The organism is Actinotalea sp. Marseille-Q4924, from assembly GCF_916618755.1.
GTDB lineage: Bacteria > Actinomycetota > Actinomycetes > Actinomycetales > Cellulomonadaceae > Actinotalea.
Genome location: NZ_CAKAKB010000002.1, coordinates 292,478 through 307,722, shown reverse-complemented (window position 1 = coordinate 307,722; position 15,245 = coordinate 292,478). Strand labels below are relative to the sequence as shown.

The following is a 15,245-nucleotide window of genomic DNA, read 5'->3' as shown; positions in this document are numbered from 1 at the left end:
CCGGCCGGAGGCTGCGCCGGTGCGCTTCACCCTGGACCCCGGCGGGGACGTCGTCGTACCCGACGGCGTCACGCTCGGGCACTGCCGGGACGGGCTGGCACGCCTCGCCGGCCGGCCGGACCTGCGCGCCGCCGCCCTCACGGTGGACGGGCGGGTCCTGCCGGACGACCACGTAGCCGGGGCTCCGCCGTGGGTGGCGGGCGCCGTCCTCAGCCGGACCGCCGGGGCGGACGCCGTGACGACCGCCCCCCGCCACGTCGACAGCTGCGAGGCGGCGGCGCGGGCACCGTGGCACCTCGCCGTCGTGGCGGGACCCACCACCGGGGAGGTGCACGCACCCGGCACGACGGGCGCGACCGTCGACCTGCGCGCGGTCGCGGCCTCCGGTCCGGTGGTCACCCACCGGGCAGCCGGACGCGTGCGGGGGCGTCGGTGGTGGGTCCGGACCGGCACCGGCCGACCGCGCCGGCTCCGGCCGGGTGACCGGGTCCCGCTCGGGCCGTCCACCCTCGAGCTGCGCCTCGGGTCGGACGAGCCGACGCCCAGTTCGACGTGGCGACGACGCCTCGGTGGACGCCGTCGGAGCGCCGCCCGCGGTGATGGCGCGCCGGGACCGGTGCTCGCGGCCCGCGGCCGGGCCCTGCGGACCGCGGTGCTCCAGCCGGGCGTCGTCGTCCCGCTCGTCGGGTCCGTCGTCCTGGCCGTGGTGCTGCGCAGCCCCGCCTTCCTCGTCATGGGCCTCGTCGGTCCACTCGCCGTGCTCCTCCAGCGCCGCGAGGACGACGGCGCGCGGGCCCGCGGGGCGGGTGCGGCCGGCGCGACGGATCGACCCCCGGCCGACCGGGTGCGGTCCGCCGGACCCGTGGGCCCTCCGGCGCCCGGGAGCGCCCTCACCGATCCGGCGGCCGCAGCCGTCCGCGCCGCGCGGGAGCGGATCGTCCTCGGCACGAGCACGGGCACGGACACGGGGACGTCCACGGGCACGTCAACGGGCACGGACGCCGCTGATCGGTACCTCGTCGACGGGACGCTCTCCGGCACCCGGAGGACCGGGCGGCCCGTGGAGCGGGCGCCGTGGTGGCCCTTCGCGGCGGACGGCGGGCTCGCGGTCGTGGGGCCGGCGGACCACGTCGCGGGCGTGGTCCGGGCGCTGCTCGCCGACGCCGTGGCGGACCGCTCGCTGCCGCTGGCCGCCCTCCTGCCGCCCGGGCCCGGGTGGGCCTGGCTGCGCTGGGCCGGCGCCCGCTTGTCCGGAGGCCCGGGTGCACGGGTGGCGCGCACGGCCGCGCAGACGACGGCGGTCCTGGCGGGGTGCGAGGGGCGCGTCCTGGTGCTCGACGCGTACGGCACGGCGAGGCGCCCCGCACTGCACCGCTGGTGGGTCGACCGCCGTGCACCGCGCGCCGCCCTGCTCCTCGTGGAGGAGCACGCGTCGGACCTGCCCGCGTGGTGCCCGTGGGTGCTCGAGGTCTCCCGCGGCGGGGACGATGCCGTGCTGCGCGGATCTGACGGCGCTGCGGTGACGGTGCAGGTCGGCCACGTCGGTGAGGACTGGGCCGAGCGTCACGCACGACGCTGTGCCGCGGGACCGTGCTACCCCGCGGACGGCTCGGCGACGGCCGCCCCCGGCCCGGGCCGCGTGCGCGCGGTCACCGCGGACGATGAGCTGCCGGCCCTGGTCGGCCTCGCCGACATCGGCCTGCCGACGGACCGGGCTGCCGTGGGACGGGCCTGGACCATGCCGCGGCCGCGGCGAGCGCTCGCCCTGCCGGTGGGCGCGGACGGGCGCGGGACCGTCCACGTCGACCTCGTCCGCGACGGCCCCCACCTGCTCATCGCGGGCACCACCGGGGCGGGCAAGTCCGAGCTCCTGCAGTCGCTGCTCCTGTCCCTCGCCCTCACGCACCCACCCGACGAGGTCGCGATGGTGCTGCTCGACTACAAGGGCGGCGCAGGGTTCGGGCGGACGCGGGACCTGCCGCACGTCGCGGGGATGGTCACGGACCTCGAGCCGGCGGCGGCGGCCCGCGCCCTCGAGGGACTGCGCACCGAGCTCCGGCGCCGCGAAGAGCTCCTCGCCGCGGCCGACGTCACGGACCTCGCGGAGCTCCCGCGACCGCCCGCCCGCCTCCTGGTGGTCGTCGACGAGTTCCGTGCGCTCGTCGAGGACCTCCCCGAGTTCGTCCCGGCGCTGGTGCGGCTCGCCACGCAGGGGCGCTCCCTCGGCGTCCACCTCGTGCTGGCCACCCAGCGGCCGTCCGGTGTCGTCGACGCGCAGCTGCGCGCCAACCTCCCGTTACGGGTGTGCCTTCGTGTCACCGACCCCGCCGACTCCCTCGACGTCGTGGAGGTGCCGGACGCCGCCGCCATCACGGCAGCGACACCCGGGCGCGCGGTGCTCAGCCGACCGGGCGCCGGCACCGACCTCGTCCAGACGGCCTGGGCGGCCCTGCCCCCGCTCCCCGACGCGCTGCCGGCCGGCCCCGTGCGCGCGGCGGACCCGTTCTCGACCTGGTCGCCCTGGCGCCGGCCCGATGCGCCCGTGCGGGGTCCGCGGCACGGCGAGCCGTCGGCCGAGGTGGTGGACGCCCTCGTCGGGGAGGTGGCGGCGGCCCATCGCGCCGCGGGCGGCCACCGGGCGGCACCACCGTGGCTCCCGCCGCTGCCTGCCGTGGTGGGTCACGACGAGCTCCACGACCTCGAAGGCCTCGGCCCTGTGCCCGGGAGCGACGCCGCCCTACCGCTCGTGGTGCGTGACCTGCCGGACCGGCGCGCACGGGACGTCGTCGGCTGGGACCGCCGCGGGCACCTCGCCGTCGTGGGCGGAGCCCGGTCCGGGCGGACGACGACGCTGCGCGCTGTGGCGGCGGGTGCTCTGGCGGGCGGCTCGGCGGTCCACGTCGTCACGGCGGGGTCGGCGGAGGTCTGGAGGACGCTGGCTGGGCACCCGGGTCTGGGCACGGTGGTCGGGCCGGACGACCCGGCGCGGGTGCTCACCCTCCTCACGACCCTCCTCCGGCCGGTCGTTCCCGCCGCGTCGGGGGCCGGCGACGCAGACCTCGGCGCGGACGGGGGGCGACGGACCATCGAGGGGTCGGCGACGGTGCTGTGCATCGACGACGCGGCCGGCGTGGTCAGGTCCCTCGACCTCCTGCCGCGGGCCCCCGGAGCCGAGCTGCTGGACCGGGTCCTGCGGGACGCCCGGGCGTGCGGCGTGGCCGTCGCCGTGAGCGCGCTGCCCGGCGAGGCGCACGGGCTGCTCCGCCACGTCACCGAGCGGCTCGTGCTGCGCGTGGACGACGTGCACGACGCCCTCGCGCTGGGGGTGCCGCGGACCCTCTGGTCCGCGGGCGGCCCACCGGGGCGCGGCGTGCACCTTCCGCCGGCGGGCGGCGCCGCGCACCCACCGCGCCTCTGCCAGGTCGTGCTGCCGGCACGTCCGCCCCACCCGGCGCGTCCGGACCCCTGTCGACCCGAGGCCCTGCGGATCGTCCCTCTGCCGCCGGTCGTGCGGCTCGCGGACGTGGCCTCCCCTTCCGGGGTGCCGCCGTCGCTCGTCACCGCGCAGGCACCGCCGCCGCTCGGCGCGGCCCCGCGCGACCACGTCGCCCTCGGACCGCTCCTGGGCGTCGGCGGTGACGACGCCCGCCCGGTGCGGCTCCCCCTGCAGCCCGCGGTCGTCGTCGTGGGCCCGCCGTCCTCCGGTCGGAGCACCACCCTGCGGACCGTCGTCCAGGGCCTGCGCCGCGCCGGTCACCCGGTGCACGACGACCCCGCCGACGTGCTCGCGGTGATCGGCGCGCACGGGCACGCCGGCACCGCCCCACCCCTCGATGCTGCGCGCGTCCGGGCGCCCGCGGTCGTCGTGGTCGACGACGTGGAGCTCCTGCTGCGCCGCCGCCCGGCCGTCGAGGAGGTGCTGACCTCGTGGGTCGAGGCCGCGGAGGAGGGCAGGCCCGGCGTGCCGTGCGTCGTCGTCGCGGCGCGGACCGACCGCGTCGCGTCGGCCTACCGGGGCCTCCTGGCCCTGCTGCGCGCGAGCGCGACCCTGGTCGTCCTGGCCCCCGGCTCAGCCGGGTCCGCCGACGTCGCCGGCTGCGACCTCGCCCCGGCTCTCTACCCTCTGCACCCGCGCCGGCCGGGGCGCGGCGCGCTCGTCGTCGCGGGGCAGGTGACGCGGGTGCAGGTGGCACTCGCGTGACGCGACGCCGCCGGTGACCGTCAGCGGTCGACCGTGTACGCCACGACCGGACGCGTGAGCAGCAGGACGAACACCACGACGGAGAGCACCAGCACCGCCCATGCCGCCGGCGCCGAGGTGGCCTGGAGCACCGCGAGCGCCGTCGCGCCCTGGAGCAGCTGCCACGTGGCGACGGGGGCTCGACCCGTCCGCCGGCCCTCCCACAGCGCCCGCGCCGAGCCGACGAGCGTCGCGGCGACCGCAAGGCCGAAGAGGACGAGGAACAGGACGACACCCACGGCGGTCTGCTGCCCCGTCACGAGCTGCACGACACCCCACCCCGACAGGACCACGATCGCCACCGCCTCCACGACGGCGACGACCACGACGACGCGCAGGCTCGGCGGTGGCGCCGCGGGGGCCGGCGGGCGGTCTCGCGTGCTGCTGCTCACTCCCCGACCCTATGCGTCCGGCATCGTCGGTTCTGTGGCACGATGTCGCATCCGGTGATGTGATCTACGCCTCATGACACCCTCGGGAAACCTCGGCGTAACCCCTTGTGTGCTCGGCGCCGTCGTGTGAGGCTTGGAGCAGACATAGGACGTTCTGCACGAGATCCCATCTGAAGCCGCCCCCACCGGGTCCGGCTCTCCGCGTGCCCGAGGAGTAATTCCATGGATTGGCGCCACCGCGCTGCCTGCCTCGACGAGGACCCCGAGCTCTTCTTCCCGATCGGCAACACCGGTCCGGCTCTGGTCCAGATCGAGGAGGCGAAGGCCGTCTGCCGTCGTTGCCCCGTCGTCGACACCTGCCTGAAGTGGGCCCTCGAGTCCGGTCAGGACGCGGGCGTCTGGGGCGGGCTGTCCGAGGACGAGCGCCGCGCCCTCAAGCGCCGCACCGCCCGGGCCCGCCGCGCCGGCTGAGGCTCGCGCCCGACGACCCACGACCCCGGTCCTCCGCGGAGGGCCGGGGTCGCGTCATGTCCCGTCCCGTCCGTCAGACCGGCGGTCGACGGTCGCGCAGGTCCAGGTCCAGGATCACCTGCGTCCCGCCGCCCTCGCGAGGCGACCAGTCGATGGTGCCGCGCAGCTCGTTGCGCACGAGCGTCCCGACGATCTGCGTGCCGAGCCCGGACATCGGGCTCTTGGGCCCGGTCGGGTGCGGGCTCATGCCGACGCCGTCGTCCGCGACCACGGCACGCAGGTGCTCCCCGCTGCGCTCGGCCACGATCTCGACGGTGCCGCGCTCCCTGCCGACGAACCCGTGCTCGACCGCGTTCGTCACCAGCTCGGTGAGGATGAGCGCGAGGGCGGTCGCGTCCTCGGCGGGCACCATCCCGAACGTGCCGATCCGCAGGGTGCGGACGCTCGCCTCCGCCGAGGCGACGTCGGCCGCCAGGCGCAGGCTGCGGTCCACCAGCGCGTCGAAGTCGACGGTCTCGTCGAGCGTCTGCGACAGGGTCTCGTGCACGAGCGAGATGGTCGTGACGCGGCGCATCGCCTCCTCCAGCGCTGCGCGCGCCTCGGGTGACTCCATCCGCCGTGCCTGGAGCCGCAGCAGCGCCGCGACGGTCTGCAGGTTGTTCTTCACCCGGTGGTGGATCTCGCGGATCGTCGCGTCCTTGGTGATGAGCTCCCGCTCGCGGCGACGCAGCTCGGACACGTCGCGGCACACGAGCACCGCCCCGACCCGCTGGCCGTGCTCCGTGAGGGGCACGGCCCGCAGCGACAGGCACACGCCGCGCGACTCCAGGTCGGTGCGCCAGGGCGCGCGCCCCATGACGACGACCGGCAGCGACTCGTCCGCGGAGGACTGGTCCTCCAGCAGCTCGGTGGTGACCTCCGCCAGGGAGCGCCCGACCAGCGAGCCGATGACCCCGAAGCGGTGGAACGCCGACAGCGCGTTGGGGCTGGCGTACAGGACCTCGCCCTCGGAGTTGAGGCGGATGAGCCCGTCGCCGACGCGCGGCGCTCCCCGCCGCGGTCCCGTCGGGGCGTTCGGCGACGGGAACTCCCCGCGGGAGATCATGCCGACGAGGTCGTCGGCGGCCTCGACGTAGTTGAGCTCCAGCCGGCTGGGCGTGCGCGCACCGCCGAGGTTGGTCTGGCGAGCGACGACGGCGATCGGCCGCCGGTCGTGCACGACCGGCACCGCCTCCTCGCGCACGGCGTAGGTGCCGAACCACCGCGGCTCGCGGGACCGCTGGATGGCCATCTCGGTCAGGGCCTTCTCGAGCTGGGTCCGCTGCCCCTCCGGCGGGGCGCTGCCCACGATGTCGTCGTAGTGGACCGTGGCGCCCGTGGACGGGCGCGCCTGGGCGATGGCGACCCAGCTTCCCTCGCGGGTGGGCAGCCAGAGCACCAGGTCGGCGAACGCGAGGTCGGAGATGAGCTGCCAGTCGCCGACGAGCAGGTGCAGCCACTCGATGTCGGCGGGCGACAGGTCGGCGTGGCGCGGGACGAGGTCGCTCAGGGTGGACACGCCCTGCAGCCTAGGAGACCGGGTGGCGACGAGCGGGTCGAGCGCCCCGGGCGGCCCGCTGGTCCTGCCCACGGGCCCCTCCCCTGTTGTTAGCCTCAGCAGACGCCCAGCCCACGGAGGAACCGGTGCACCTGACCGCCCAGGTCCGTTACGACGCCGACGTCGCCCGCGTCGGCGCGCTGCTCGCCGACGAGGCGTTCGTCCAGGCGAAGGTCCGGGCCACGGGCGCGCTGAGCCACCAGGTCGACGTCGTGGGCAGGTCCGGCGAGGCGTTCACGGTCACCACCCGCCGGCAGATGCCGACCGACGCCGTCCCCGCGCAGTTCCGCTCGCTGCTCGGCGCCGGGCTCGAGGTCCGTCAGGTCGAGGCCTGGGAGGCGCCCGAGCCGGACGGCCGGCACGGCACCGTCGTCGTCGAGATCACGGGCGTGCCGGTGCGCCTCAGCGGCACGACGCGCCTCCTCGCGAACGACGACGGCACGACGACGCAGCTGTACGACGGCGAGCTGCGCGCCTCGATCCCGCTCTTCGGCGGTGCGGTCGAGGAGGCGACGGCCCGAGCGATCCGGTCGGCGATCGACGCCGAGGAGCGCACGGCGGCCGCCTGGCTCGCCCCCCAGCAGGGCTGAGGCGTGCCCGACGACGACGCCAGGCCCACCCGCACGACCCCGACGCCCGCACCCACGCTGGAGGACGTCGCCGCGCGCGCCGGCGTCTCGAGGTCCACGGCCTCCCGGGCGATCAACGGGGGGCTCAAGGTGAGCCCCGACGCGCAGGCCGCGGTCGACACGGCCGTCGCCGACCTCGGCTACACGCCCAACCGCGCCGCACGCTCGCTCGTGACGCGCCGCACCGACGCCGTCGCCCTCGTGGTCCCCGAGCCGGACCAGCTCGTCCTCACCGACCCGTACTTCGCCGCCACGCTGCAGGGCCTCAGCGCCGCGCTCGAGCCGACCGACATCCAGCTCGTGCTCCTCATCGCCCGGCGCGGCGGGGACGACGGGCGCACGATGCGCTACCTGCGGAACCGCAACGTCGACGGCGCGGTCGTCGTGTCGCACCACCGGGACGACGCCATCGGACCGCTCCTCGCGGACGCCGGGCTGCCGTGCGTCTTCGTCGGACGGCCCTTCAGCAGCGCGGAGGGCCTGCCGTTCGTCGACGTGGACAACCGCGAGGGCGGCCGCCGGGCGACCGAGCACCTCCTGGCGACGGGGTGCCGGCGCATCGGCACCGTCGCCGGCCCGGCCGACATGGCCGCGGGGCTCGACCGGCTCGAGGGCTGGAAGGACGCCCTGCGGGCGGCCGGGCTGCCCCCGGTCGCCGTCGAGCACGGCGACTTCACCGCCGCCGGCGGCGCGGAGGCGACGGAGCGGCTGCTGCGCGAGCACCCCGACCTCGACGGGCTCTTCGTCGCGTCCGACCTCATGGCCACCGGGGCGCTGCGGGTCCTGGAGCGCACCGGCCGGACGGTGCCGGGTGACGTCCGGGTCGTCGGCTTCGACGACCTCGGGGTGGCCGGGTCGGCCGAGCCGCCGCTGACCACCGTCGCGAGCCCGGTCGTCGAGATGAGCCGCGTCGCCGGGGAGCTCCTGCTGTCCCGGATCGGCGCCCTGCCCGCGCGCCGGGAGCCGCAGGAGCGCGTGTTCGGCACGCACCTGGTCGTCCGGGCCTCGGCCTGAGCGCCACGGCCGGCGCTGGACGACGGTCGCGGTGAGCACCCCGCTCCCCCACGGCGACGAGCCCGGCGGTCTCCCGACCTCGCCGGGGCTGGTCCGCCGCCTCGGGCTCCTGGACGCGACCACGGTCGGGCTGGGCGCGATGCTCGGTGCGGGCGTCTTCGTGGCGTTCGGCCCCGCCGCCGCGGCCGCCGGCGCGACGCTCCCCCTCGCCCTCGTCCTCGCCGGTCTCGTGGCCTGGGCCAACGCGGACTCGTCCGCCCGCCTGGCCGCCGTGCTGCCCACGTCCGGCGGGGCGTACGCGTACGGCCGCGCCCGGCTGGGGACGCCGTGGGGGGTGCTCGCCGGTGCGGCGTTCCTGCTCGGCAAGACGCTCAGCACGGGCGCGATCACGTGGACCGTCGGGACCTACCTGTGGCCGGACGCCGCCCGGTCCGTGGCTGTCGCCGCGGTCCTGCTGCTCACCGGGCTCGCCGCAGCCGGTCTGCAGCGCGGCGTCGTCGCGACCCGCGCCGTCGTCGTGGTCGTGCTGGTGACCCTGCTGGCGACGGTGGTCGGTGCGGCGGCAGCCCTGCTCCGCGGGTCGGTGCCGGCGGCGGACCTGCCCGCCGCCGCCGACGTCGCCGCGGCGCTCACCACGGCGCCCGGCGTGCCCGGGCTCCTCCAGGGGGCGGGGGTGCTCTTCTTCGCCTTCGCCGGCTACGCGCGGGTGGCCACGCTCGGCGAGGAGGTCCGCGATCCCCGACGCACGCTGCCCCGCGCGATCGCCGCCGCCCTCGCCACGGTCCTCGTCGTGTACGCGGCGGTCGGCGCGACCCTGATGGCCGTGCTGGGCCCGGAGCGACTCGCGGCGTCGCAGCGCCCCGTCGCCGACGCCGTGGAGCAGCTCGCCGGTCCCGGCTGGGCGGGGGGCGTCGTCGTCGTCGCGGCTCTCGCGGCCCTCGCCTCGGCGCTGGGCGTCCTGCTCGGGCTCTCCCGCACCACGCTGGCGATGGCGCGCGACGGCGTGCTGCCGCGGGCCTGGGCGCGGCTGACCGGTGGGGCGGCGGACCCGCGGCCGGTGCGCGCGCAGCTGGTGGTGGGCGGCGCCGTCGTCGTGGGTCTGCTCGTCCTGGACCTGCCGCGGGCGATCGCCGCGTCGTCGGTCGCGGTCCTCGTCTACTACGCGGTCGCGCACGCCGCGGCGCTCACCCTGCCCGGCCGGGCACGGCGGGTCGTGCCGGTGCTGGGCCTGGCGGGCTGCGTCGTCGTGGCAGCCGCTCTGGCGGTGGGCCTCGCGGGGGGTTGAGACCCCGGCAGGTCAGCCGGCGACGTGCAGGTGCTGGTGGTGCTCGAGGTGCAGCTCCTCGGCGATCCCGCCGGCCCAGTCACGGATCTCCGGCCAGCAGCGGTAGTCACCCTCCGGTGCCTGCAGCAGGGCGACGACGGCGCGCTCCGCGAGCGCGAGGCGGCTCTTGTCCAGCGCCCCGCCGAACGTGCGGTGCGCGCGGGCGCCCAGGCGCGTCATGAGGGACGGGACCTCCTCCGGGTCGCCCGCGGGCGCCGGCGGGTCGCCGAGCGGGCCGGAGGAGAACAGCCAGACGGGGCGGGCGGCGAGCTCGCCGGCGAGGCGGTCCACCATCGACCGCGCCGACGCGTTCCAGCGCCCCACGTAGACGGAGGAGCCGAGGACGACGGCGTCGTACGGCTCGACCGACTCGACGTCGTCGGGCTCGGCCACGGTGACGTCCAGCCCGTCCGCGACGAGGACCTCGGCGATCGCGTCGGCGATCCCACGGGTCGAGCCGTGACGGGACGCCACTGCCACGAGGACCTTCATGGGAGCACCACCTCTCGCTTCGCGGACCGGAGGGGGTCCGCTGCCAGGATCCGATGCGGATGCTCGCCGGACCTGGGCCGGAGGTCCCCTGCCTCCTCGACGCGCGCAGCGGGGCGACGCCTGCGCAGACTGGCGCGATGAGCGCCCCTCCCCCGATCCCCACCGTCGACCTGCGCACGCCCGCCGGCGAGGTCCGCATGCCCCTGCTGGGCCTGGGCACGTGGCAGTCCGAGGGCGACGACGCCGCCCGCGCCGTCCGCCACGCCCTCGAGGTCGGCTACCGGCACGTCGACACAGCCACCGGCTACGGCAACGAGGACCAGGTCGGCCGCGGCCTCACCGAGTCCGGCGTGCCGCGCGACCAGGTCTTCCTCACCACCAAGCTCCCGCCGGACGCCGCGGGCCGCGAGCGCGAGACGCTCGAGGAGAGCCTTCGGCTGCTCGGCACCGACCACGTGGACCTGTGGCTCGTCCACTGGCCGCCGAACGGGGAGGCGACGCCGCGCACGTGGCAGGCGTTCCGGGAGCTGCGCGACGAGGGTCTGGCCCGCGCGATCGGCGTGAGCAACTACTCGGTCGCGCAGATCGACGAGCTGGTCGAGGCGACCGGCGAGGCCCCCGCGGTGAACCAGATCCCGTGGAGCCCCGCGGACTACGACCTGGAGACCGTCACGGCGCACGCGCAGCGCGGCGTCGTCATCGAGGGCTACAGCCCCTTCAAGCGGACCGACCTCGACGCCCCGGTCCTGCGTGAGCTCGCCGACGCCAAGGGCGTCACCGTCGAGCAGGTGGTCCTGGCGTGGCACCTGCGCCACCGCGTCGTCGTCATCCCCAAGTCCGTGACGCCGGAGCGGATCGAGCGCAACCTCGACGTGCTCGACGTGCACCTGTCGGACGAGGACGTCGCGCAGATCGACGCCCTGGGCTCCCCCGCCTGACCCGACGCCGCCCGCCCGGCACCCGTCGCGTTCGGCTCGGGCGCGCGACGTGTCAAGAATCGCGGTTCTGCGGCTGTGCCGCGTCGCGCCGCCGGGCGTCGGTGATGACAGACTCCAGGGTGGGGACGACGACGACCTCGCCGGCCCCTGCCTGCACCCAGACCCAGGAGGCCCAGCGCGATGACCACCACCGAGGACTCTCGGACCGGCACGATCGAGACGATCGACGCGGTCCCCGAGATCGCCCCGGAAGCCGCCCACCCGTCCCACCCGGGACCGCTCGAGACCGCGCAGGTGCAGCTCGCCCGCGCGGTCGAGCAGCTGGGCATCGACAAGGGCATGCACGCGATGCTCGCGACGCCACGGCGGGAGATGAACGTCGCGATCCCGCTGCGCCGGGACGACGGCAGCACCGAGCTCTTCCACGGCTACCGCGTGCAGCACAACATCACGCGCGGCCCCGGCAAGGGCGGCCTCCGCTACAGCCCGAGCGTCGACATCGACGAGGTGCGCGCGCTGGCGATGTGGATGACCTGGAAGTGCGCCATCGTCGAGCTGCCGTACGGCGGGGCCAAGGGCGGCGTCTCCATCGACCCGCGGCACTACTCCACCGGCGAGCTCGAGCGCGTCACGCGCCGGTACACCAGCGAGATCATGCCGATGATCGGCCCGGAGCGGGACATCATGGCGCCCGACGTCGGCACGGACGACCGCACGATGGCCTGGATCATGGACACGTACTCGGTCAACAAGGGCTACACGATCCCGGCCGTGGTCACCGGCAAGCCCATCGACGTGGGCGGCTCGCTGGGCCGGGCGACGGCGACGTCGCGCGGCGTGGTGCACTCCGCGCGCGCCGCGCTGCGGGAGATCGGCCAGGACCTGCCCGACGTCAGCGTGGCCGTCCAGGGCTTCGGCAAGGTCGGCTCGCACGCGTCGGCGTTCTTCGCGGAGGGCGGCGCGCGCGTCGAGGCCGTCAGCGACCAGTACGGCGGCGTCTACCGCCGCGGCGGGCTGGACCTACCCCGCCTGCTGGACCACGTCCACCGGACGGGCTCGGTGGTCGACTTCTCCGAGTCCGAGCCCATCGACAACGACGCGCTGCTCACGCTCGACGTCGACGTCCTCGTCCCGGCAGCCGTGGAGGGCGTCCTCACCGGGGACAACGCCGAGCACGTCCGGGCGCGTCTCGTCGTCGAGGGCGCCAACGGCCCGACGACGGCCGCCGCCGACCGGGTCCTCACCCGCCGGGGCGTCACGATCGTGCCGGACATCCTCGCCAACGCCGGGGGCGTCGTCGTCTCGTACTTCGAGTGGGTGCAGGCGCAGCAGGCCTACTGGTGGACCGAGGCGGAGATCGAGCAGCGCCTCGAGCAGCGGATGCTCCAGGCGTACGGCTCGGTCGCCGAGATGGCGCGCCGCGAGGACGTCACCCTGCGGGACGCGGCCATGCTCATCGGCGTGAAGCGCGTCGCGACCGCGCACCGCACGCGCGGCCTGTACCCCTGATCGGCAGCGCACCGCGCAGCGGGAGGGTCGGCGGACGACGCCGCACCGGCCCTCCCGCATGCCCGCGGCGGCAGCCCTCTAGGCTGCCCTCGTGAGCACCGACGCCCTCAGCGCCCCGCGCCGGACGACGTACGTCCTCGTCGACGGCGAGAACATCGACGCGACGCTCGGGGGGTCGATCCTCGGGTCCAGGCCGTCCCCGGAGCAGCGCCCGCGCTGGGAGCGCGTCCTCGACTTCGGCAAGCAGGCGTGGGACGCCCAGGAGGTCAAGGGCCTGTTCTTCCTCAACGCCTCGAACGGCACCATGCCGATGGGCTTCATCCAGGCGCTGCTCGCGATCGGGTTCCAGCCCATCCCGCTCGCCGGGGAGTCCTACGAGAAGGTCGTCGACATCGGCATCCAGCGCACGCTGGACGCGCTGGTCGACCGCCCGGGGGACGTGCTCCTCGCGAGCCACGACGGCGACTTCGCGCCGCAGCTCGGGCAGCTGCTCGGGCCGGGGCGCCGCGTGGGGCTGCTGGCGTTCAAGGAGTTCACGAGCACGCAGCTGCAGCACCTCAGCGAGGGCGGTCTCGAGATCTTCGACCTCGAGAGCGAGGTCAAGGCGTTCAACGTCCAGCTGCCGCGCCTGCGGATCATCTCCCTCGACGAGTTCGACCCGCTGCGCTACCTCTGAGGGGGCCGGCCCGGCCCGGCCGGTCGCGGGCACGTCCGGGTCATGGGCGCCGTGCCGCCTCGCGGCGGGCCCGGAGCGCCACCGTGGCCACGACGACGACGGCGGCTGCGACGCCGGCCGCGACGGCCGTCACCGTGGACCGAGGATCGTCGGTCGCCCGCGCGACGGCGATCCACGCCAGCCCCCAGGCGAGCGCCGCGCCGATGGCCAGCCGGCCACGTCCGTGCACCGCCAGCCCCACCCCGACGCCGGCCGCCACCGCGAGGACGAGGACGGCCCACACCTCGCCGCCCAGTCCGAGCTCGGTGTAGCCCGCAGCGGTGAGGACCGCCGCCGTGTTGGCGACCGTGGCCACGCTCACCCAGCCGAGGTAGAGGCCGAGCGTCCCGTCGAGGACGACCGCCTCCACCGTCCCGCGGGGGCGCGAGCGCACGAGGCGGACGTGGACGACCGCCAGCACGACGAGCAGCACCACGATGACGGGGACGCTGAGCGCCAGCAGGTCGGCCTGCACGACGCCGATCCACGCCGCGTTGAGCAGCATGGAAGCCAGCACCAGCCATCCGACGCGCCGCTGGCGCGGGTCGGCGCGGCGGCTCGGCAGCGCCTGCCAGATCGCGTACGCGAGCAGGCCCGTGTAGATGACGGACCAGATGCCGAACGCCGGCTGCCCCGGAGCCACCAGCGTGGCGTCCGCGGCGAGCGCGCCGTCGCCGACCTCGGTCTGGTCCTCCCCACCGGCGGCGCCGGACCCGACGAACGCCCCCGCGATGGCGACGAGCGAGCCGACGAGCACGACCACCTGGCGCCCGACGTCACCGCGACGGGCGGGGCCGTCGTCGGCCTCGGCGACGCCGTCGGAGGGGTGGGCAGGGGCGGTTCGATGATCCGTCACACGACCATCATGACCGTCGATCGTGACGGCGCGCACGGCCGTCCACGACGGATTTCGTCGTTCCCGTGCCCACCGGTCGCGCGCGAGGCCGATCCGGTCTACCGTCGTAAGCACTCTCCCTGCCACCGCGAGAGCAGTGGCCGGCCTCCGGGTCGAGGCGAGTCCGTGACGCCCTGTGCAGGCGAGACGGCCGTCACCGCCCCCGCTCGCGGAGTCGCGAGCGGGGGCGAAACCATGTCCGGCCCGTCGACCCGGTGCCGTCGTCTGCGGCGGGACGGATCCCGCAGCCCGCCGCGTCGCGGACCGTGATCGAATCGGTCCGGCGCCACCCCCGCGCACCGGGCGACGACGATATCCGCAGCCGGCCCGGAGCCGCAGACCGGTCCGGCTCCGCGCCACGACCCGGACGTCCCGTCACCGCGCGGACCGGGGCCGGTGTGCGTCACACTTCCCCCGTCCGCCCGGCGTGGTGCCGGGTGGGGGTGCCGCGCCACCTCGCGGCCGACTCCCCGGAGGAACCGTGACGCCCGCCGGCAACAACGACGTCCCCGTCGGCCCCGACGGTCGCCGCGAGACGGCGACGGAGCGGCTGGACCGGAACTGGAACGAGATCCTGCAGGAGCTGCGGGTCACGCAGACCGGCATCCAGATCCTCACCGGGTTCCTGCTCACCGTCCCGTTCTCCGCGCGGTTCGAGGACCTCGACGCCAACCACCGCACGATCTATCTCGGGCTCGTCATCCTGGCCGCGACGACGACGGCGCTCCTCGTCGCCCCGGTGAGCCTGCACCGGCAGCTGTTCCGCCGCCGCGCCAAGTCGGCCCTGGTCACGGCGGCGGACCGGCTCATGCGCGTCGGGCTGGTGTTCCTCGCGCTGACGGTGAGCGGCGTCGTGCTGCTCGTCTTCGACGTCGTCGTCGACCTGCCGTTCGCGATCGCCGCCGCGGGCGCCATCCTCACGCTGCTCGTGCTGGCGTGGTTCGTCCTGCCGATCGCCATGGGGCGGCGTCCGCGGGAGGACGCTCCCGTCCGGTGACGGGACGGGTCCGGGTCCACCCGTCGTGGACC

The 15,245-nt window shown here is 76.1% G+C and carries 13 protein-coding genes; 9 read left to right on the top strand and 4 right to left on the bottom strand.

Features of this window, described 5'->3' with window-relative positions:
* The first annotated feature begins 19 nt into the window (after window positions 1–19).
* Window positions 20–4,201: an FtsK/SpoIIIE domain-containing protein gene (locus LG379_RS05690; RefSeq protein ID WP_225753621.1), complete on the top strand. Its 4,182-nt coding sequence runs from the start codon at window positions 20–22 to the stop codon at window positions 4,199–4,201.
* A gap of 20 nt (window positions 4,202–4,221) precedes the next feature.
* Here LG379_RS05690 and LG379_RS05685 read toward each other — a convergent pair whose 3' ends face one another.
* Complete coding sequence (locus LG379_RS05685; protein ID WP_225753620.1) at window positions 4,222–4,632, bottom strand: hypothetical protein; 411 nt, start codon at window positions 4,630–4,632, stop codon at window positions 4,222–4,224.
* Window positions 4,633–4,854: 222 nt separating this feature from the next.
* Here LG379_RS05685 and LG379_RS05680 point away from each other — a divergent pair, with 222 nt between their 5' ends.
* Window positions 4,855–5,103, top strand: coding sequence for a WhiB family transcriptional regulator (locus LG379_RS05680; RefSeq protein ID WP_034227434.1), 249 nt, complete (start codon window positions 4,855–4,857; stop codon window positions 5,101–5,103).
* Window positions 5,104–5,176: 73 nt separating this feature from the next.
* Here the strand turns inward: LG379_RS05680 and LG379_RS05675 are convergent, their stop codons facing one another.
* Window positions 5,177–6,661: a sensor histidine kinase gene (locus tag LG379_RS05675; RefSeq protein ID WP_225753619.1), complete on the bottom strand. Its 1,485-nt coding sequence runs from the start codon at window positions 6,659–6,661 to the stop codon at window positions 5,177–5,179.
* Between the two features lie 125 nt (window positions 6,662–6,786).
* On the opposite strand from LG379_RS05675, the gene LG379_RS05670 reads away from it, so the two are divergent.
* The 3 genes from LG379_RS05670 to LG379_RS05660 are packed head-to-tail and all read left to right on the top strand — an operon-like array spanning window position 6,787 to window position 9,628.
* On the top strand, window positions 6,787–7,290 hold the full coding sequence (locus LG379_RS05670; protein WP_225753618.1) for a DUF2505 domain-containing protein: 504 nt from the start codon (window positions 6,787–6,789) through the stop codon (window positions 7,288–7,290).
* 3 nt (window positions 7,291–7,293) lie between these two features.
* A complete protein-coding gene (locus LG379_RS05665) occupies window positions 7,294–8,343 on the top strand; it encodes a LacI family DNA-binding transcriptional regulator (RefSeq protein WP_225753617.1) in 1,050 nt (349 codons plus the stop codon).
* A 31-nt stretch (window positions 8,344–8,374) separates the two neighbouring features.
* Window positions 8,375–9,628 carry an APC family permease gene (locus LG379_RS05660; protein WP_225753616.1) on the top strand — a complete coding sequence of 418 codons (1,254 nt, stop codon included), beginning with the start codon at window positions 8,375–8,377 and terminating at the stop codon, window positions 9,626–9,628.
* Window positions 9,629–9,640: 12 nt separating this feature from the next.
* On the opposite strand, the gene LG379_RS05655 is transcribed toward LG379_RS05660, so the two are convergent.
* Complete coding sequence (locus LG379_RS05655) at window positions 9,641–10,159, bottom strand: flavodoxin domain-containing protein (protein WP_225753615.1); 519 nt, start codon at window positions 10,157–10,159, stop codon at window positions 9,641–9,643.
* A 137-nt stretch (window positions 10,160–10,296) separates the two neighbouring features.
* Here LG379_RS05655 and LG379_RS05650 point away from each other — a divergent pair, with 137 nt between their 5' ends.
* The 3 genes from LG379_RS05650 to LG379_RS05640 all read left to right on the top strand — a co-directional run bounded on the left by LG379_RS05650 (window position 10,297) and on the right by LG379_RS05640 (window position 13,282).
* Window positions 10,297–11,097 carry an aldo/keto reductase gene (locus LG379_RS05650; RefSeq protein WP_225753614.1) on the top strand — a complete coding sequence of 267 codons (801 nt, stop codon included), beginning with the start codon at window positions 10,297–10,299 and terminating at the stop codon, window positions 11,095–11,097.
* Between the two features lie 180 nt (window positions 11,098–11,277).
* A complete protein-coding gene (locus LG379_RS05645) occupies window positions 11,278–12,606 on the top strand; it encodes a Glu/Leu/Phe/Val dehydrogenase (protein WP_225753613.1) in 1,329 nt (442 codons plus the stop codon).
* Between the two features lie 91 nt (window positions 12,607–12,697).
* Window positions 12,698–13,282: an NYN domain-containing protein gene (locus LG379_RS05640; protein ID WP_225753612.1), complete on the top strand. Its 585-nt coding sequence runs from the start codon at window positions 12,698–12,700 to the stop codon at window positions 13,280–13,282.
* A 40-nt stretch (window positions 13,283–13,322) separates the two neighbouring features.
* On the opposite strand, the gene LG379_RS05635 is transcribed toward LG379_RS05640, so the two are convergent.
* Complete coding sequence (locus tag LG379_RS05635) at window positions 13,323–14,177, bottom strand: tryptophan-rich sensory protein (RefSeq protein WP_225753611.1); 855 nt, start codon at window positions 14,175–14,177, stop codon at window positions 13,323–13,325.
* Window positions 14,178–14,697: 520 nt separating this feature from the next.
* Here LG379_RS05635 and LG379_RS05630 point away from each other — a divergent pair.
* Entirely contained in the window at window positions 14,698–15,213 is a 516-nt protein-coding gene (locus LG379_RS05630; protein ID WP_225753610.1) for a DUF6328 family protein, read from the top strand.
* Window positions 15,214–15,245 lie beyond the last annotated feature (32 nt).